This window comes from Methyloversatilis sp. NSM2 (assembly GCF_038066675.1).
In the GTDB taxonomy this organism is placed as follows: domain Bacteria; phylum Pseudomonadota; class Gammaproteobacteria; order Burkholderiales; family Rhodocyclaceae; genus Methyloversatilis; species Methyloversatilis discipulorum_A.
In genome coordinates this window covers 1294540-1312507 of the sequence record NZ_JBBUKV010000001.1, presented here as the reverse complement: position 1 = coordinate 1312507, position 17968 = coordinate 1294540, and the positions used below count along the sequence as shown (strand labels likewise).

General features: G+C 65.0%; 15 protein-coding genes. 1 reads left to right on the top strand and 14 read right to left on the bottom strand.

Translation table 11 applies throughout. The features are described 5' to 3' along the window. Nucleotides 1-224 precede the first annotated feature (224 nt). A complete protein-coding gene (locus WJU27_RS05955; protein ID WP_341421431.1) occupies nt 225-1232 on the top strand; it encodes a methyl-accepting chemotaxis protein in 1008 nt (335 codons plus the stop codon). A 12-nt stretch (nt 1233-1244) separates the two neighbouring features. Here WJU27_RS05955 and WJU27_RS05950 read toward each other — a convergent pair whose 3' ends face one another. The 14 genes from WJU27_RS05950 to WJU27_RS05885 form a co-directional block, all read right to left on the bottom strand. Continuing rightward, nucleotides 1245-1784, bottom strand: a complete 540-nt coding sequence (locus WJU27_RS05950) for an RBBP9/YdeN family alpha/beta hydrolase (RefSeq protein ID WP_341421430.1) — start codon at nt 1782-1784, stop codon at nt 1245-1247. A gap of 31 nt (nt 1785-1815) precedes the next feature. After that, nucleotides 1816-3939, bottom strand: a complete 2124-nt coding sequence (locus WJU27_RS05945; protein ID WP_341421429.1) for a carboxy terminal-processing peptidase — start codon at nt 3937-3939, stop codon at nt 1816-1818. A gap of 386 nt (nt 3940-4325) precedes the next feature. Continuing rightward, nucleotides 4326-5264, bottom strand: a complete 939-nt coding sequence (locus WJU27_RS05940) for a hypothetical protein (protein ID WP_020164509.1) — start codon at nt 5262-5264, stop codon at nt 4326-4328. Nucleotides 5265-5266: 2 nt separating this feature from the next. Next, nucleotides 5267-5878, bottom strand: a complete 612-nt coding sequence (locus WJU27_RS05935) for an HD domain-containing protein (protein ID WP_341421428.1) — start codon at nt 5876-5878, stop codon at nt 5267-5269. Between the two features lie 12 nt (nt 5879-5890). Then, nucleotides 5891-6622 carry a TSUP family transporter gene (locus WJU27_RS05930; protein WP_020164511.1) on the bottom strand — a complete coding sequence of 244 codons (732 nt, stop codon included), beginning with the start codon at nt 6620-6622 and terminating at the stop codon, nt 5891-5893. Further along, nucleotides 6619-7590 (bottom strand): sulfotransferase family protein, encoded by a 972-nt coding sequence (locus WJU27_RS05925; protein ID WP_341421427.1) that lies wholly within the window; start codon nt 7588-7590, stop codon nt 6619-6621. Before WJU27_RS05925 ends, WJU27_RS05930 begins: the two co-directional genes overlap by 4 nt. After that, nucleotides 7587-9779: a pyruvate kinase gene (locus tag WJU27_RS05920; RefSeq protein WP_341421426.1), complete on the bottom strand. Its 2193-nt coding sequence runs from the start codon at nt 9777-9779 to the stop codon at nt 7587-7589. The genes WJU27_RS05925 and WJU27_RS05920 overlap by 4 nt, the downstream gene beginning before the upstream one ends. 358 nt (nt 9780-10137) lie before the next feature. Continuing rightward, nucleotides 10138-12513: a heavy metal translocating P-type ATPase gene (locus tag WJU27_RS05915; protein WP_081629085.1), complete on the bottom strand. Its 2376-nt coding sequence runs from the start codon at nt 12511-12513 to the stop codon at nt 10138-10140. A 73-nt stretch (nt 12514-12586) separates the two neighbouring features. Next, nucleotides 12587-12877: a heavy-metal-associated domain-containing protein gene (locus WJU27_RS05910; RefSeq protein ID WP_081629086.1), complete on the bottom strand. Its 291-nt coding sequence runs from the start codon at nt 12875-12877 to the stop codon at nt 12587-12589. Nucleotides 12878-12925: 48 nt separating this feature from the next. Continuing rightward, nucleotides 12926-13585, bottom strand: a complete 660-nt coding sequence (locus tag WJU27_RS05905) for a methyltransferase family protein (RefSeq protein ID WP_020164515.1) — start codon at nt 13583-13585, stop codon at nt 12926-12928. Nucleotides 13586-13595: 10 nt separating this feature from the next. Continuing rightward, nucleotides 13596-13856: a DUF2933 domain-containing protein gene (locus WJU27_RS05900; RefSeq protein ID WP_157257293.1), complete on the bottom strand. Its 261-nt coding sequence runs from the start codon at nt 13854-13856 to the stop codon at nt 13596-13598. Nucleotides 13857-13879: 23 nt separating this feature from the next. Beyond that, on the bottom strand, nt 13880-14356 hold the full coding sequence (locus tag WJU27_RS05895) for a hypothetical protein (protein ID WP_341421425.1): 477 nt from the start codon (nt 14354-14356) through the stop codon (nt 13880-13882). Between the two features lie 86 nt (nt 14357-14442). Next, a complete protein-coding gene (locus tag WJU27_RS05890) occupies nt 14443-14703 on the bottom strand; it encodes a hypothetical protein (RefSeq protein WP_020164518.1) in 261 nt (86 codons plus the stop codon). 110 nt (nt 14704-14813) lie between these two features. Beyond that, entirely contained in the window at nt 14814-17966 is a 3153-nt protein-coding gene (locus WJU27_RS05885) for an efflux RND transporter permease subunit (protein ID WP_020164519.1), read from the bottom strand. Nucleotides 17967-17968 lie beyond the last annotated feature (2 nt).

Genomic DNA, 17968 nt, shown 5'->3' with positions numbered 1-17968 from the left:
CGAGGCGAGAGCTTAGGGAGTGGATTAAATTACTGGAAATAATAAGAAGTGATTTGCTTAGCGTAGATCTGAATTAACGAGCGCGTCGCGGCACGCCCGTGGTGCAGCGCAGCGCACGGGCAAAGTGCATCGACGCCGCATGCAACTTTTTTTCATACAAAGTCTAAAGGCGGCGTGGCGCAGGCCGAGAAGGTGTTCATTCCCCTTCAAGAAGGAAGCTGCCCATGTTCGGTCTGAACCGCTCCCGCAAGGCCTTCGAATCGCTGTCCGCACTGATCGCAGCGTGTCGCGACAGCAACCGCGCACTGGCCAGTCCGCCGGCCGGTCTGCCGGAGCCTCTGGTCGCCACGCTGCGCGCGATGGCTGAACGAGAAGCCCGCCTGCAGACGGAGCTTGACGCACTGCGCACCTTGCCCGGGCAGCTCGCGCAGATGCGCGACGCACTCTCCGCGCAGGAAGCCCAGACCGGACAGGCGCGCGCCGAGGCGGAGCGCGCAGCCCGCGACGCCGACGCTCTGCGCGACGAAGCCGCACGGGCGCGTGCACAGGCCGATGCGCTGAAAGCCGACATGGCGCAGCGCGATCTGGCGCAGTCGGCGCTGACCGAAGGCACCTGGACCTACGACATCGTCGATGGCGACCCCGACCACGCCGACAATCGCGTGCGCTGGTCCGACCAGCTGCGTGGCCTGCTCGGCGCCAGCCGCAGCGAATTTCCGGACACCTGGGACAGCTGGCTTGCCGTGCTGCACCCGGACGACAAGACGCGTGTGATCGACGCCTTCAACGCCCACCTGACCGACAGCAGCGGCCGCACGCCCTATGTATGCGAATACCGCCTGCGTCACCGCACGCGCGGCTACATCTGGTTCCGCGAGCGCGCCGCCACGGTACGCGACGCCAATGGTCGAGCGCTGCAGTCGGCTGGCGCGCTGCGCGACATTTCGGACGAGAAGCAGGCGCAGGAACTGCAGCGCGACCAGCGCGCGAAGATGGAGGACAGCATGCAGCAGATCCTGTCCATCTCCGGCGTCATCAACGAGATATCGAAGCGCACCAATCTGCTGGCGCTCAATGCCAGCATCGAGGCGGCGCGCGCCGGTGAGGTGGGGCGCGGCTTCGCCGTGGTGGCGGAAGAGGTGGCCAAGCTGGCCCTGCAGACGTCGAACGCGACCAGCGAAATCGTCAAGATGGCGGAAACCCAGCGCGCGCTGAGCGGCGCCGAGAGCTGAAGCCGGACGGCGTCAGGCCTGCATGGTGCCGGCGATCAGGCTGGCGCTCTGCTGCAGCCGGCGGAACAGTTCGAGTCCTTCCGGCCAGGCGCCGTGGCCGGATTCGGTGTTCACGTGGCCGGCGTTGCCCAGATCGACCAGCTGTGCGCCCCAGCGCTCCGCCCAGCTGGCGGCCGCCAGGAACTTCATCCACGGGTCGTTGCGACTGGCGGCGACAACGGCCGGGAAGGGGAAGGGCGCGGCCGGAATGCGGGCCGTGATGCCGAACTTGTCCGGGCTGGCCGGCGCAACGAACAGCGCGCCCGCGATGCGCTCGCCGACGGACTGCGCAGCGACCGCCGAGGCGAGGCAGCCGAAGCTGTGGGCGACCAGCCAGACGCGGCCCGGCGCCTGCCGCACCGCGTCGGCGACGCGCGCAGACCATAGATCGATGTCCGGCTGCGACCAGTCCGCCTGCTCGACGCGGGTGGCGCCGAGCAGCGGCTCGATCCAGCTCTGCCAGTGTTCGGGGCCGCTGCCGTTCAGGCCGGGCACCACCAGTACGCTGTCCATTCGGTAATCCGCTGCCTCTTTGAATATGCGCTCAGCGCGTTACTGCGACGCCGGCAGTGCGGCGCGCCAATTCGGTGTCGGTGCGCAGGATGTCGACCACGTCGCCCATGATGCGGGCCGCTTCGTCGAGCAGCACGTCGCGCGCGGCCTTGCGTGACTGTTCGGCCGCCAGTTCGGCGCCGAGCGCGCGCTCGCCGGCCTGCAGGCCGTCGTCGCGTATCGGTTCGGCGTCGGCGCCTTCGCGCGACTGCGTGCGTGCCTTCAGGCGCGCTTCCTGCGCTTCGCGCTCCTTCTTCCGCTCGGCCGCGTTCAGCGAAATTTCGGTGCGCTTGCGCAGCGCCTCGTTCTCGGCGAGGTCTTCCAGCAGTTCGCGATAGCCCTTGTCCTGGGACACGCGCGCCTGATGGCGGGCGGACAGCAGCGGCAGCAGTTCCTGCGGCTTGCCAGCCGGGCGGAAATCGGCCGGTGCGATCTGCGTCCACGGCAGCGGGTTGTCGTAGCTCGACTCGCCAATGCGCTCGTGGTCCATCGTCTGTGCCAGCGGGATGTCCGGCGTGACACCGCGCAACTGCGTGGTGCCGCCATTGACGCGGAAGAACTGGGCGACCGTCATTTTCAGTTCGCCGTAGGTCGGTTTTTCGCTCTTGGCCATATCGTCCATGTCGAGCAGGGTCTGCACCGTGCCCTTGCCGAAGCTGGTTTCGCCGATCACGACGCCGCGGCCGTAATCCTGGATCGCGGCGGCGAAGATTTCCGAGGCCGAGGCCGAGGCGCGGTTGATCAGTACGCCGACCGGGCCGTCCCAGGCAACGCCGGCGTCGTTGTCCTTCTCGACCCGGATCTGCCCCTTCGGATTGCGCTGCTGCACCACCGGGCCGCTGTCGATGAACAGGCCGGTCAGCCGGATCGCCTCGTCGAGCGAACCGCCGCCGTTGTTGCGCAGGTCGATCAGCACCGCGCCGACCTTTTCCGCCTTCAGTTCGGCCAGCAGCTTCGCCACGTCGCGGCTGGCGCTGCGGTAGTCGGCATCGGCGCGAGATTTGGCTTCGACGTCCTGATAGAAGGTCGGCAGCGTGATGACGCCCACCTTCTGGCTGCCAGCGTCGATCACCGATTTGGCCGCCGCCTGCTTTTCCAGCTTGATGGTGTCGCGCACCAGCTTGATCCGGTTGGGCTTCACGTCCGGGCCGGCGTCGGCCGGCAGGATGTCGAGCACGACCGTGGTGTCCTTGGTGCCGCGGATCAGCGTGACCACGTCATCGACGCGCCAGCCGAGCACGTCGGCCATTGGCGTGGCCTCGTCCTTGGCGACGCCGACGATGCGGTCGCCGATCTTGATCTGTTCCGAGCGTGCAGCCGGTCCGCCGGCCACCAGTTCGCGGATGGTCACGTATTCGTCGCGTTCCTGCAGCACGGCGCCTATGCCGACCAGCGACAGCTTCATGTTGATCGCGAAATCCTCGGCCGCGCGCGGTCCGAGGTAGCTGGTATGCGGTTCGATCGACTCGGCGTAGGCGTTCATGAAGAGCTGGAACACGTCGTCGCTCTTTGCCCGGTTCAGATTGGTCAGCGCCAGGTCGTAGCGCTTGCCCAGCGTTTCGCGGATCGCCGCGTCGTCCTTGCCGGCCAGTTTCAGGCGCAGCCAGTCGTTCTTGACCCGCTTGCGCCAGATGTCGCGCAGCTCGTCTTCCGACTTCGCCCACGGCACGTCGGTGCGCACATAGCGATAGCTCTCGTTCTGTTCGAAGTCGAAACCCTTGTCGAGCAGCGCGCGCGCTTCGGTCAGACGGTCGCGCAGGCGCTGCGAGTAGCGGGCGTAGATGGCGAACGGCGCGGCCAGGTTCTGCTGGCGGATGGCGTCGTCGAGCAGCAGGCGTACCGAGTTGAAGGTGTCGATGTCCGACTGCATGAAGTACACGCGGTCCGGGTCCAGCGTCTTCAGGTAGCGGTCGAGGATTCTCGACGACATGGCGTCGTCCAGCGGCACGTTCTGGTAATGAAAGCGCGACAGCAGTTCGGCGCTGGCCTGGGCCGCCAGTGCGTGCGCTTCGACCGGGCGCAGCAGCGGTGCGGGGGCTGCAGGTGTTGCAGCGTGCAACGTCGAACTGGTCGATACGACGATGCCGATCAACAGGCAGAGGGATTTCAGTTTCATCAGACGTGCTCCGGCGCGTGCGCAAATAAGGAAGTAAGTATGTGCCATCGACCTCGAACAGCGGCCTTTTGTTCGGCGACCGGTGTGAAAGTGTCCGGGTCGGGGCGCTTTTTCATCCTCGTCTGGCGCGCGCGGGGCGCTGGCGCCTCAGTGTTGGGCGCCAATGCCGAAGCGGGCACGGCGGCCCGTCGCGGCCTGTCGCGGCCGGTACGGCTGCGAGTTGAAGCTGGATTTCATCGTGTGGCCTCCGTCTGCGTGCATGGACGGCGCCACTCTAGACAGGCGCCGTTGCGGCGCGAACCACGAAGATCTGCTGAGCTTATATCTCTGCCGGTGAAATGCTTATCGATGCCGCAGCTCGTTCGCGCCGCCGCGACCGATGCCGTTCAGCCCCAGCCGCCAAGCGTGTGTGCGTGTTCGGCGTCGAGGCGCGCCTTCAGTGCGTCGCACAGATCACGGATCTCGGCCGATACGCCGCGCCAGCCCTGCTTGCCGACCGAGGTGGCGAACACATCGGACACCACCGAGGCGTGGTACGGCCCGCCGAGAAAGCGGAACACCGAGCGGAAGCTGCGCTCCGGGTGCAGTACCGCGTCCTCGTACTGCAGCGCGATCACCCTCGGGTCGCGGTCCAGGCCGAGGTCGAAGAACACGCGGTTGCGCATGTACCAGTACAGGCAGCCACACTCCTCGTCGCTCAGCGATTCGCTGTACAGCCTGCGGATCAGTGCGACCGTGTCGTCGGCAATGCGCAGGCCGCGCGGCCCGAGGTGGGACAGCTTGCCCTGCGACACCAGTCGCATCATGTTCTTCTGGTGGCTGCCCCAGCTGCGGATCGACGAATTCACCGCGTCCTCGTAGCGGCGGTACACCCAGATCGCGCGCGAATTGTCGAAGCGGTCGAGCAGGGCGTCGGTGAACTGCGAATCGAGAATGCTGCCGAAGCTCACGTAGGGCGCCGGCGCGAAGTCGATCAGCCGTTCGATTACAGCGTGCGAGCGCAGCGAATAGCGTTCGAAGGCGATCGAGAAATCTGCTTCCGGGTAGTCCCAGCCGTGCGGCGAGTTGCCGATCGCGCGGCATACCATCTGCGTGCCCGAGCGGTTCGAGCCACTGATGAACACCGGCCGCTTCGTGCGCACCGGATGCAGCGTGAGCGTGCGGGCAATACGTTTGCCGGCCCGTTCCAGCTGGATGTTGCCGTGGCGCAGCAGGCGCTCGGGCGTGATGCGCGACAGGCGGCGCGCGAGACCCGAAACCAGCGTACGTGCGTCGTCACGGACGGGGGCGGTGTAGGCGCTGGAAGCGTCGCGGAGTGAAGGCATGGTCAGGATCCGGTCAGTGCGTTGGCAGCCGATGCCGACGAAGTGGAGGCTTCGATCTCAGCCAGTGCGGTCAGCCGGGCGAAGCCCTGTTCGAGCGCTTCGTCGAAAAGGCTTTCCAGCACGGCGTGCACGCCGCGCAGAGAGCCGACTACTTCGCCCGCCCACAGCAGGTAACGCAGACGCCGTTCGAGCGACCAGTGAGCCGGCGGGTTGTGCGTGACATCTCGCACGTTGGCGATCTTGTCGGCCAGGCGTACGAGCCGCGCGCGCTCGCTGTAGTCGCGTGCAAGCAGGATCTGCAGAGCCTTGCGTTCGGGCTTGGGCAGCGTCATGTCGTCCGTCAGTTCGGCCACGACGGCGGCAACCTGTGCGCCGAACAGGCCTTCCAGCTCGCTGACAACGGTGTCGGTGTCCTCCAGCGTGTCGTGCAGCAGCGCGGCGACCAGCGTATCCGGGTCAGCGACGCCGCCTTCGCGGGCGAGGATGTCAGCCACCGAAATCGGATGGTTGATGTAGGGCGACATGTCGGCACTCTTGCGCAGCTGACCGCTGTGCTTGAGCGCGGCGAAGTTCAGCGCGGCGAACAGTCGGGGGAGCGGGGGCTGAAAGTCCATGGATGCGTGCCCTCAGATCGATTTGAACGCGACCAGCAGGCCCGAGCACAGCAGAAAGCCGTTGAAGGCTTTCGCGTAGCCCTGATTGCTGATCCGCTTGAAGATGAATTCGTTGGCGAACAGATACACCGCGACACCGGCGGCGGCGTAGATCAGGCTGTTGCCCAGCTGTGCGCGGGATTCGGGGCGCGTGATGGTGAGCGTCGCCAGCTGGAAGGCGGCGAACAGCACGTATGCGGCCGCGATGGTTGCGCGCGCCACCTCCTTGCCATGATTCATCTGCTGCACGCGCATGCTGAGCAGCGAGCCGCCCAGATTGGTGAGGCCATGCATCACGCCTATGCACACCAGCCAGGTGCGCTCGAAGCGTGCGGTGCGGTCGATCGCGACGCGCAGGGCAGGCCACTGGTTCTTCAGCGCGAACAGAAGAAGCAGACCGGCGATCAGCAGGCCGAAGCTCTGGCCGGCGCGCAGCGCGACGATGAGGAAGAGCACGATGCACGGTACGGTCCATAACAGGATGCCGCGGATGAAGTGCAGGTCGACGCTGCGCGCATCGCGCACGATCTGCGACAGGCTGATGCCGATCGAGATCGGCAACAGCGTGGCCAGCACCGTCGGGTAGTCATAGCCCATCACGATGAGGATGGGCGTGCCGAACAGCAGCACGCCCACGCCGAACACCGACTGCACCAGCGCGACGGCAACGATGGGGATGAACAGCAGTGGTTCGATCGTATTCATGCTGCCTTGTCCGCAGTAAAGGTTTCCGGATAGCCCATGTCGCGGGCAATGCTCCGCAGCGAGGGCAGCACGCGTTCGATGCGTTCGCAGTGCGCGTGCTGCCGCCATTTTTCGAGACGGATCTCGAACAGCGGGTCGTAGGGCTTGTCGAGCAGCGCTTTCGCGTGTCGCTCGATGCGTGCATCGAAGGGCAGTTCGAGCCGGTCGAAGATTTCGAAGATGCCCTCGGTCGGCTCACGCACGATGTCCTCGTAGAACACCTCTATCCACTGGTCAGCCGGGATCTGCCTCTTTGCGTCGAGAATGGCGCGATGGATGGCTTCGTACTGGAAGGCGCATACCTCCTCGACCGGCGCCTTCAGGTAATTGCGCCAGCCGCGCGGCAGGTAGTGGCACCAGCGCGTGTAGCGGCCGTCGTCGACCGCGACCTTGGCCGGCAGATCGCGTGCCCAGCTGCCGAAGCGTTCCGGCATGCCCCAGCCCTCGATCATCGAGTTCAGCGTGTCACCCGGATTGCGCTTGATGTAGACGAAAGTAGCGTCCGGGAACAGCGCGTGCAGATAGGGCACGGCCAGACCATGCTGGTTGTTCTTGTCGACGAAGCGGGTGCGCCCGGTATGCGCATAGAAGTAGCGGGTGATCAGGTCGCGGTCGGCGTCCGTCGCATCGGCCGCCTCCAGCACGTGGCTTTCCCAGTTCCTGTCGGACGGGTGGTGAAGAGAGTCCCATACGGCATAGATTTCCCGGTTCAGCGAGCCGATGGCCGACGATTCGGTCAGCGTCTTGTAAAGCATCTGCGTGCCGGAGCGGCTGCCGCTGACGACGAACACCGGCCGCTCGGCGCGCAGCCGGGTGCGGTCCCACCAGGCGCCGCGCAGGTCGGTCAGCGTCTTCTTCGCGTGATGGCGGACCGTCTTGTCCACCTTGAGCCAGAACTGTCCCATCGCGTCAGTTGCCCGCCTGCTCATGCGTGAAACAGCGGCTGGCCCGCTTTCAGCTCGGCGCTGATCATGTCCTGCACGATGCCGCGTACATACCAGTCCGGCAGCGGTTCGCCGCGCAGCAGCGAATCGCGCACGCGGGTTCCGCTGATCGAGTGGGCGTCGTCGGTCACGCCGCTTTCGTAGGCGCCGGTGGCCGGGTTGTAGCCGATGGCGTCGAAGAACACCGGCGTGACACCGGTGTCGCCCAGTTCGTCGAACAGTGCGCGATAGCTGCGGTCGTCGTAGAAGTCGCCGACGCCAGCGTGGTTGCGGCCGACGATGAAGTGGCTGCAGCCGATGTTCTTGCGGCACAGGGCATTGAACACTGCCTCGCGCGGGCCGGCATAGCGCGGGTAGGTGGCGAGTGCGCCGAGCAGCACCTTGCCGTTGGGGTAGATGCCGAAGTCGATCAGCATCTGGTAGCTGCGGATCAGCGGGCGCGGCAGGAAGTCGCCCGGCTTCTTCGGCCCGACCACCGGGTTGATGAACAGGCCGTCGGCATTGGTGCGCTCCAGCGCTTCCAGCTGCAGGTGTTCGTGCACGCGGTGGCTGATGTTGCGGCCGTGGAAGGCCACTACCTTGCTCCAGCCCTTGTGCGCAAAGATGAAGCGGCTTTGCCGCGGCGTCAGTTCGAATTCTCGCCAGGGCGACGGACGCTCCTCGATCAGCGTGATGTCGCCGCCGACGAACCAGTCGCCGTTGCGCAGCACGCGCGCCACACCCGGGTGGGCGGACGAGGTGGTGCCGAAGGCGAGCTGCGACAGTTCGGCAAGGTCGTAGCGGTAGATCTGCGTCACGTCGAGCACCGCGTGGGAGTCGCCCCGGTCGTCGGTGAGCACCACGCGCTGGCCCGGCGACAGCCGACGTGCCTGCGCCTCGTCGACCTGCAGGATGAGCGGCACCGTCCACGCCGTGCCGTCGGGTAGGCGGTTGCGATGCAGCACGCTGTGCAGCGTATCGCGGTCCATGAAGCCGGTCAGCGGCGAGAAGGTGCCGACGCCGATCTGCTGGCAGTCGAGCAGTTCGGTGTCGCGCACCCCCAGCCGCGGCAGCGCGGCAAGATCGTCGATGGCCGCTGCCGCACTGACGCGATTGACCAGCACGCCGCCGTGCGGCTCGATCAGCAGCGAGGTCGGATCGGTGGGCGTATAGACCAGTGTGTCCTTGTGCGCCGCCGGCAGACGCTCGTTCAGCACGCGGAATTCGCGGATGAGCTTGACGATCATCGCCACGCAGCCGACCGGGTCCTTGCCGATCGCGGTCTCCGCCGCCAGTACCAGTCCGTCGGCGCCGTCGAGCAAGGTGTTGACCACGTCGTTCACCTCGGCCCGCGTGGGCTTGGGGGCGGTGATCATCGATTCGAGCAGATTGGTGGCGACATACACCTTGCGCTTGCGCGCCTGACCGCGCGCGATGATGAGCTTCTGCAGCCGCGGAATGCGCTCGATCGGCTCCTGGCGCGACAGGTCGCCGCGGTCGATCAGCAGCGCGTTCGACTTTTCGGCGATCTCGTCAAGATTGATCAGGCCGTTGCGGCATTCGATCTTGGAAATGAGGAAGGTATCGTCGCCGACCAGCGCCCGCACCTGGACGACGTCCGAACCGCGATTGGCGAACGACAGCGCCACGTGGCGGATGCCGACCGAGCGGCCGTATTCGAGCGCCGCGATGTCCTTGGCCGTCAGCGTGTCGAGCGGGATGTCACGCTCGACGGTGACCGCCTTGTTCTGGCCGATCACGCCGCCGTGCAGCACGCGCATCGTCACCTTGGCGTCGTCGCGCGAGATCACCTGCACCAGCACCGAATTGAAGTCGATACTGATGAAGTCGCCGACTTCCAGCTTGTCGATCACGTCTTCCGGGTAGAGGTTGAAGTTGAATGCGTCGCCGGGTACGCGCAGCTTGTGCGCATGCACGACGCTGTTCTCGCGTACGGCGATCTCGCCGTTCAGCATGTCGCCTGTGCGGATCTGCGCGCCCTCGGTGTCGAGGCAGATCGGCACTGAGGTGCGGCTGCGGATGTAGTCGATCACGCGCGGCAGGTCCTGCAGCTTGGTGTGCGACAGGTTGATGCGGAAGAGATTGACGCCCAGTTCTTCCAGCCGTGCGAGCACGCGGTCGTTCAGCGATGCCGGGCCGAGGGTGCAGAGGATTTCCTTGTCGGTGGTGCTCATGTCGATGTCCTGTCTCGTGCAGTGGCCGAAGATGCGGCCCTGACCGCTGATTAGCAGGAGCCGTGCCACACCATCGCAATGACGTTTTCGTGACGGATTTGCGTATTTGCGAAGATGTCCTGCACGCTTTTACGCCGCGGCTGTGCGGTTCCGCCCAGCGGTGCGGGTGCAGCTGGTGAAATCTCCACACTCGTGTCGCTCACGGTGCTGCCGGTGTCACGCAACGTCGATGCGGACGGCATTTCCGTGCCCGCGCGGACGCGGGCGACGGACGTGCAAACGCTCACACGGAGAATGCGGCCGTGCGTTCAGAACCGCTGAAGCAGCGGTTTCATCCTTCAGACCTGCCGGGACTGCGCTATCGACCGAAACGCCGCAGGCGCAGTGCGTTGCCTATTACGGAGGCTGAGCTCAGGCTCATTGCAAGGGCGGCGATAAGAGGGGAGAGAAGCCAGCCGGTGATCGGGTACAGCACGCCTGCGGCTACCGGAACACCCAGTGCGTTATAGAGGAAGGCAAAAAGCAGGTTCTGCTTCATGTTGCCCACGGTTGCCTCGGACAGGTCGCGGGCGACGGCTATTCCGCGAAGATCGCCTTTCACGAGCGTGAGCTGGGCGCTGTTCATCGCCACGTCAGTTCCGGTTCCCATGGCGATGCCCACGTTCGCCTTGGCGAGGGCTGGCGCGTCGTTGATGCCGTCGCCAGCCATGGCGACGACAGCGCCCTGCCGCTGCAGTGCATCCACAAGCTGCAGCTTGTCTTCGGGCTTGACCTCGCCATGAACCTCCTCGATGCCGAGACGTGCGCCGACTGCCCGTGCCGTGGTGAGGCCGTCGCCGGTCGCCATGACGATGCGGAGTCCGGCCGCCTTCAGCGAGGCCAGCGCCTCAGGCGTGCTTTCCTTGATCGGATCCGACACTGCGAGGAGGCCGGCCAGCCTGCCGTCGACAGCGCAGTGCATGACGCTTGCGCCCTCGGCTCTGAGGGCTTCGGCCTGATCCTTCAATGACTCGACTGCAACGCCGATCTGCTGCATCAGCGCGGTGTTGCCCAGGGCCAGTGCGCGGCCGGAAAGTACGCCGCGTACACCGATGCCCGAGCCGGATTCGAAGGTTTCCGGCTCTTCGAGAGCGAGACCCCGTTCGCGGGCTGCCCGTACGATCGCGTCGGCGAGCGGGTGCTCGCTTCCCTGGTCGAGGCTCGCGGCCAGACGAAGGACTTCTTCCTCCGAGAAGCCGGGCGCCGCAATCGCCCTGTCGAAGGCGGGCTTTCCCTGGGTGAGGGTGCCTGTCTTGTCGATGATCAGGGTGTCGACCTTCCGCAGATTCTCGATGGCAGCGGCGTCACGAAAGAGCACGCCCTGCGTCGCGCCCCTGCCGGTCGCCACCATGATGGACATCGGGGTTGCAAGACCGAGCGCGCACGGGCAGGCGATGATGAGCACGGACACCGCGTTGATCAGACCGAACACCCAGCTCGGCTCGGGTCCGAAGAGCCCCCAGGCGAACAGCGTCAGCAGTGCGATCGCAACGACCGTCACCACGAAATAGCCCGCCACGATGTCTGCCATCCGCTGCATGGGGGCTTTCGATCGCTGGGCCTGGGCCACCATCTGCACGATCTGGGAAAGCACGGTTGCCGCCCCCACGCGCTCCGATTTCATGACGAGAGCGCCGTGGGTATTCAGCGTGGCTCCGATCAGCTTGTCGCCGACCCTCTTCATGACCGGCACGGGCTCGCCGGTGATCATCGACTCGTCGACCGCGCTGCTGCCATCGAGGACCTCGCCGTCGACGGGCACTTTCTCGCCCGGACGGACGCGCAGCCGGTCCCCGACATGGACGTGGGTCAGCGGCACGTCCTCCTCGCCGCCGTCATCGGTGAGACGCCGGGCTGTCTTCGGCGCCAGACCGAGCAGGGATTTGATTGCCGCCGAGGTCTGGGAGCGTGCCCGTAGCTCGAGCAGCTGCCCGAGCAGGGTGAGCGAAATGATGACTGCGGCCGCCTCGAAATACACGCCAATACGCCCCATGGAGCGGAACGAAGCGGGAAAGGCGTCCGGCGCTACTGTCGCGACTACGCTATAGAGGAAGGCAGCGCCCGTACCCAGGCCGATAAGGGTCCACATGTTCGGGCTGCGGTTCAGCACGGACTGCGCGCCCCGGACGAAGAACGGTGCACCGCCCCACAGCACGATGGGCAGCGACAGCACCAGCTCCATCCAGGTACGGGTGCCTGCGTCGAGCCGGTCCACCAGGTGCCCGAACATGGCGAGGACGGTGACGACGACGGTCAGAGGCAATGTGAGCCAGAAGCGTCTGCTGAAATCCTTCAGTTCGGGGTTGTCGTCCTCGTCGAGTTCGGGAATCAGCGGTTCAAGCGTCATGCCGCATTTCGGGCAGGTCCCTGGGTGCTCCTGGCGGATCTCCGGGTGCATCGGGCAGGTGTAGATGGTGCCGGGCGGCGCCGACGGTGTGTGGAGATCCGACCGATCGCCCGGAGCGCTGTCCTTCGCGGAAAGATCACGAGCGGCCGTGTGCGACGCCACAGTCGACGGCCGCTGGTAGCGCGCGGGATGGGCTCTGAACTCGTTCAGGCACCGGGCACTGCAGAAGCGATAGGTCTGCCCTGCATGAACCAGGTGGTGAGCCGAACCCTCGATCACCTTCATTCCGCAAACGGGGTCTTCGAACGAGGCGGCGTCCGGGCGGGATTCTGTCGAGTGGTCATGCATGGTCAGATCAGGTCCAGTGTGATCGCGCAGCCGGGGGCGCGGAGTGGATGCGTGTGCCTGGATGAAGGCAGTGCTATCTGCAGCAACAACCTCCACCGGTCGGGCCAGGCTTCATATTCGTTGCGGCGTCTGGCGAACCCGGGGATTCGCCAGCTTGCGCCGCTGCGCCGGCGTAGCCTGCCGCTGCCAACGCGTGGAGCATCACGTCGAGCGCCGGCAGCGCTTCCCCGCGCACGCGTACGTGACCGGACGCCAGATCGACCTCGACGGCCTGCACGCCCTCGACATCGCTCAATGCCGTCCTGACATGCGAAACGCATGAGCCGCACGTCATGCCACCCACTTTCAGATCGATCGAATTCATTTCGGTCTCCAGGTCGTCAATCGCTCAATCGGGGAATGCCTGCGGCAGTCACCGCCGGGCGGTGTCGGCATTCCCCGCTCCGAAGCGGGGAATGAAACGCGGCGTCCGTGATGCGTAGTCGTCAAACTCCTGCCCGAACCGCTTCTGCATCTCGCCTTCTTCGGTGCGTGCGAGCCGTCCGTACATCAGCACCAGTACCGGGAACATGGCCAGCGTAAGCAATGTCGGCCACTGCAGCAGGAAGCCCAGCAGGATCATTACGAAGGCGACGTACTGCGGATGGCGGATGCGCGCGTAGGGCCCGGCGGTCGCGAGCGAACCGCGGCGCTGGGCGTGATAGAGAACATGCCACGCACTCGACAGCAGGTAGAAACCGTAGCCGATCAGCACGTAGCTGGCGATGTGCAGCGGACTGAAATGCGGATCACCTGTCTGTCCGAGCAGGGTGGACCACAGATGGCCGGCATCATGAGTCAGGATGTCCAGGCCCGGATAACGGGTCTGCAGCCAACCGGACAGAACGTAGACGGTGAGTGGAAATCCGTACATCTCGACGAAGAGGGCGACGATGAAGGCTGAGAAGGTGCCGAAGGTACGCCAGTCCCTCGCGGTCGCGGGCTTGAAGAAGCTGAAGGCGAACATGATGAAGATCGCCGAGTTCGCGATGACGAGTAACCAGAGGTTGTAGGCAGGTCCTGATTGCGCCATGGTTGATCTCCTATTGTCCTTCCTCGGGTCGCTCCGGTCCGCTCGACGCCGGCCGCCTGTTCCCGTGACCGTGACCGTGGCCGTGGCCGCGATGCATGAATATGTGCATGACCGGACAGACCAGCAGGAGCAGATAGGGCAGAGCTCCCAGGACGTGCGCAAGGTGCTCGGTGAGCAGGTAATACGCCGCGACCGCGCCGATCACGAGGAAACCGGCCGCGTGACGGGAGCGCCAGAATCCCGGCGGGCGCCCGTCATCGTTTGGATGCATGGAGGTCATCGCAGCGGCCTCTCTCAGCGGGGTGAATCGGCCGGAGGCATGCGGTCCATCATCATCTGCATCATGCCTTCCATCATGTCCATGCGCTTCTCCATCATCCGGTGGCGATCCTCCATGCTGCCGCCGTTCTTCATGCCGGCAGTCCTTTTGCCGTCATTGCCCATCCCCATCCCGCCGCGCATTCCCTTCATCATGGCCATGCCCTCGCGCATGAGCTTCATGTGCTCGCTCATCAGCGCCTGACGTTGCTCGGGCGTCTTCGCCGCCATCATCTTCTCGTGCATTGCCTGCATTTTCTGCATGTGGCGATCCATATCTCCCATTGCACTTCGTGCGGCAGGCTCGGGAGACCGGGCCGGGACGGAGGCGCTTCCCTCCGGATGGTGGCCCTCATGCTCGGCAGGCGACTGGGCCTGCGCCTGGACGTTCGAGGCAAGGCCGGCAATGAGCGCAAATCCCACGGACAGTGCAGCGGTGCGAAGCGTGTTCATGATCGATTCCTTTCTATCAGGTGTTTCGGGGACAGCAAGCACATCGACGGGAGGCCCGGGCGCGAGCGGGGACATCCCGGTCGGTATCAGCGATCACGCGGATGATGATGTTTGGTCATGTCGGTCGCCGGATCGGCTTTGTTCGAGTCCGTGACCGTCGGTGCCGTTGCGGGCATCGGAACCCCCGATTTGTCCGGCGAATGCGAGTGGGGGGTCACCTTTCTCTTGTCCTTCTCGATCTTCGCGTCGGACGGCGTGGCCGGACGGTCCGTCTCGGCGGCGTGCGCCGGGAACGCCAGCGTGAGAATGGTGGCAGCGGTGGTGGCAAGAGCGTTGAGCAGTTTCATGTCAGATCTCCTGAAGGGTCGGTAGAGGGCGTCCGGGCAGTGCTGCCTTGACGCTCCACAGTCTGTGTTCCGGCGCCCGTCTCCTCGATGACCCGGCGATTACATTTCTGTCAGGAAGCCGTTGCGTGACGCGCGCCGGCGGCGTCACGCGAGCGGGACAGCTGCCGCTGTTTGATCAAGGCGTAGAGCGCCGGGATGACGAGCAATGTGAGTAGCGTCGAGGAGACCATACCCCCCACCATGGGGGCGGCGATCCGACGCATCACCTCAGAGCCGGCGCCACTACCCCACATGATGGGCAGCAGGCCGGCCATGATCGCGACTACCGTCATCATCTTCGGCCGCACCCGCTCGACTGCACCTTCCATGATCGAGGCGTGGAGATTGGCGGCGGTGGGCGTCACCGCCGACGCTTCGCAGCGCTTCCTGGCGGCTTCCCACGCGTGGTCGAGGTAGATCAGCATCACCACCCCGGTTTCGGCCGCCACCCCGGCGAGCGCGATGAAGCCGACTGCGACCGCGACCGAGAGGTTGTAATCGAGCAACCACATCAGCCAGACGCCGCCAACCAGTGCGAAGGGTACGGACAGCATGACGATCAGCGTTTCGGTCAGGCGCCGGAAGTTCAGGTAGAGCAGCAGGAAGATGATGAGGAGCGTGAGCGGTACGACGACCTTCATCTTCCTGATCGCGCGCTCCATCGATTCAAACTGCCCGCTCCACGTCGCGTAGTAGCCGGGTGGAAACTTCACGCGCTCGTCTACCGCTGCGCGTGCTTCGGCAACATAACTTCCGATGTCGCGGTCCCGGATATCCACGAAGATGTACGCGGACAACAGGGCATTCTCCGTGCGGATCGCGGGGGCGCCCCGGGAAATCGAGACGTGCGCGAGCTGCCCGAGCGGAATCATCATGCCGTTCATCGTGGGTACCAGCACTTCGCGCGCGATCCGGTCCGGGTCGCTGCGCAGTTCCCGTGGATAGCGCACTGCAACCGCGTAGCGCTCACGCCCTTCCACCGTCGTCGTTACTCTTTCGCCGCCGAGCGCCGTGCCGATCACCTCCTGCAGATCGCCGACGGCCAGACCGTAGCGGGCGAGTTGGGCGCGATCCGGCTCGATGTCCAGATAGAAGCCGCCTGTAATGCGTTCCGCGAAGGCGGACGACGTTCCCGGAACCGCCTTCACGACAGTCTCTATCTCGCGTGCCACGCGTTCCATCTCGCGCAGGTCCTTGCCAAATACCTTGATTCCGATCGGAGTACGGATTCCGGTGGCCAGCATGTCTATCCTCGCCTTGATGGGCATGGTCCACGCGTTTGCTACACCGGGAAACTGCAGCGCCGCATCCATCTCGGCGATCAGCCTGTCCTGGGTCATGCCGGGCCGCCATTCCGATTCCGGTTTGAGGTTGATCACCGTCTCGAACATCTCGGTCGGCGCGGGGTCGGTGGCCGTGGCTGCACGTCCCGCCTTCCCGTAAACCGAAGCCACTTCCGGAAAGCTCTTGATGATCTTGTTCTGCGTCTGAAGGAGTTCGCCCGCCTTGGTGATCGACATGCCGGGCAGCGAGGCGGGCATGTAGAGCAGGGTGCCCTCGTTCAGGGCAGGCATGAATTCGGAGCCCAGCCTGCTTGCCGGGTAGATCGAGACCGCCATCGCCAGCACGGCGAGCAGGATGGTGAGCCCCTTCCAGCGCAGCACGCCTGAAATGACTGGGCGATAGAGCCAGATCAGCAGTCTGTTAACAGGGTTGCGAGCCTCGGGCAGGATGCGGCCACGGATGAACAGCATCATCAGCACCGGAACCAGCGTGACCGACAGCAGTGCGGCGCCTGCCATCGCGAAGGTCTTGGTGTAAGCCAGCGGCGAGAACAGCCGGCCTTCCTGCGATTCGAGCGTGAACACCGGCAGGAAGGAGACGGTGATGATGAGCAAGGAGAAGAACAGTGCCGGTCCGACCTCCTTGCACGCGAGGAGTATGGCCTCTGCCCGGGACTCCCCCTCGTCGAGACGCTCCAGATGCTTGTGCGCGTTCTCGATCATGACGATGGCGGCGTCGATCATTGCGCCGATGGCGATGGCAATGCCGCCCAGACTCATCAGGTTGGAGTTCATGCCCAGCAGATGCATGGCGATGAACGCGATCAGAACGCCCACCGGAAGCATCAGGATGGCAACCAGTGCGGAGCGCAGATGCAGCAGGAACACCATGCATACGAGGGCGACGATCAGGCTTTCCTCGATCAGCGTGTTGCGCAGCGTTTCAATGGCGCGATGTATCAGTTCAGAGCGGTCGTACACCGGCAGGATGCTCACGCCTGCGGGCAGTCCGGATGACACCTCGGCGAGCGTGTCCTTCAGGTTGTGGATGACTTCGAGTGCATTCTGGCCGTAGCGCGCCATCGCGATGCCCGACACGACCTCACCTTCTCCGTTCAGTTCGGCGATACCCCGGCGTTCGTCCGGAACGCGTTCCACCCGGGCGATGTCCCGAACGAGCACCGGGGTACCGCCATCGGCTTTCACGATGAGACTGGCGATGTCGTCGATGTCGCGGAGATATCCCCGGCCGCGCACCATGTACTCGGTCTCGGCCATCTCGACCACCCGCCCGCCGACGTCCCGGTTCGATTCGCGAACGACGCGCGTAACGGCGGACAGCGGAATGCCGTATGCACGGAGCCTGACCGGATCGACCGTGACCTGGTAGGTCTGCACGAATCCACCGATCGATGCGACCTCGGCAATGCCACCAGCCTTCGTCAGCGGATATCTCAGGTACCAGTCCTGGAGGGTGCGCAACTCCGCAAGGGTTCTGTCCTTGGCCAGTACGACGTACTGGAAGACCCAGCCGACACCGGTTGCATCAGGCCCCATCTGCGGCGTGACGCCCTCGGGCATGCGGCCGGCAGCCGCGCTGAGCGATTCAAGTACGCGCGAGCGGGCCCAGTAGATGTCGGTACCGTCGGCGAAGATCACGTAGACGAAGGATGCACCGAAGAACGAGAAGCCCCGCACCACCCGTGACTGCGGAACCGACAGCATCGCGGTGGTGAGCGGGTAGGTAACCTGGTCCTCCACCACCTGCGGTGCCTGACCGGGGTATTCGGTGTAGACGATCACCTGTGCGTCGGACAGATCGGGCAGCGCATCGAGCGGTATTCTCATTACCGCGAGTACGCCGGCGACGATGACTAAGAAGGTGGCGAGCAGTACGAGGAAGCGGTTACGACCGGACCAGTCGATGAGTCGGGCAAGCATCG

What these genes read in the sequence shown, in the direction of transcription:
- WJU27_RS05895 (WP_341421425.1), bottom strand. Translation starts at nt 14,356, where the DNA reads ATGAACACGCTTCGCACCGCTGCACTGTCCGTGGGATTTGCGCTCATT.
- WJU27_RS05905 (WP_020164515.1), bottom strand. Translation starts at nt 13,585, where the DNA reads ATGGCGCAATCAGGACCTGCCTACAACCTCTGGTTACTCGTCATCGCG.
- WJU27_RS05915 (WP_081629085.1), bottom strand. Translation starts at nt 12,513, where the DNA reads ATGCATGACCACTCGACAGAATCCCGCCCGGACGCCGCCTCGTTCGAA.
- WJU27_RS05885 (WP_020164519.1), bottom strand. Translation starts at nt 17,966, where the DNA reads ATGCTTGCCCGACTCATCGACTGGTCCGGTCGTAACCGCTTCCTCGTA.
- WJU27_RS05925 (WP_341421427.1), bottom strand. Translation starts at nt 7,590, where the DNA reads ATGAGCAGGCGGGCAACTGACGCGATGGGACAGTTCTGGCTCAAGGTG.
- WJU27_RS05940 (WP_020164509.1), bottom strand. Translation starts at nt 5,264, where the DNA reads ATGCCTTCACTCCGCGACGCTTCCAGCGCCTACACCGCCCCCGTCCGT.
- WJU27_RS05910 (WP_081629086.1), bottom strand. Translation starts at nt 12,877, where the DNA reads ATGAATTCGATCGATCTGAAAGTGGGTGGCATGACGTGCGGCTCATGC.
- WJU27_RS05955 (WP_341421431.1), top strand. Translation starts at nt 225, where the DNA reads ATGTTCGGTCTGAACCGCTCCCGCAAGGCCTTCGAATCGCTGTCCGCA.
- WJU27_RS05890 (WP_020164518.1), bottom strand. Translation starts at nt 14,703, where the DNA reads ATGAAACTGCTCAACGCTCTTGCCACCACCGCTGCCACCATTCTCACG.
- WJU27_RS05900 (WP_157257293.1), bottom strand. Translation starts at nt 13,856, where the DNA reads ATGCATCCAAACGATGACGGGCGCCCGCCGGGATTCTGGCGCTCCCGT.
- WJU27_RS05920 (WP_341421426.1), bottom strand. Translation starts at nt 9,779, where the DNA reads ATGAGCACCACCGACAAGGAAATCCTCTGCACCCTCGGCCCGGCATCG.
- WJU27_RS05935 (WP_341421428.1), bottom strand. Translation starts at nt 5,878, where the DNA reads ATGGACTTTCAGCCCCCGCTCCCCCGACTGTTCGCCGCGCTGAACTTC.
- WJU27_RS05930 (WP_020164511.1), bottom strand. Translation starts at nt 6,622, where the DNA reads ATGAATACGATCGAACCACTGCTGTTCATCCCCATCGTTGCCGTCGCG.
- WJU27_RS05950 (WP_341421430.1), bottom strand. Translation starts at nt 1,784, where the DNA reads ATGGACAGCGTACTGGTGGTGCCCGGCCTGAACGGCAGCGGCCCCGAA.
- WJU27_RS05945 (WP_341421429.1), bottom strand. Translation starts at nt 3,939, where the DNA reads ATGAAACTGAAATCCCTCTGCCTGTTGATCGGCATCGTCGTATCGACC.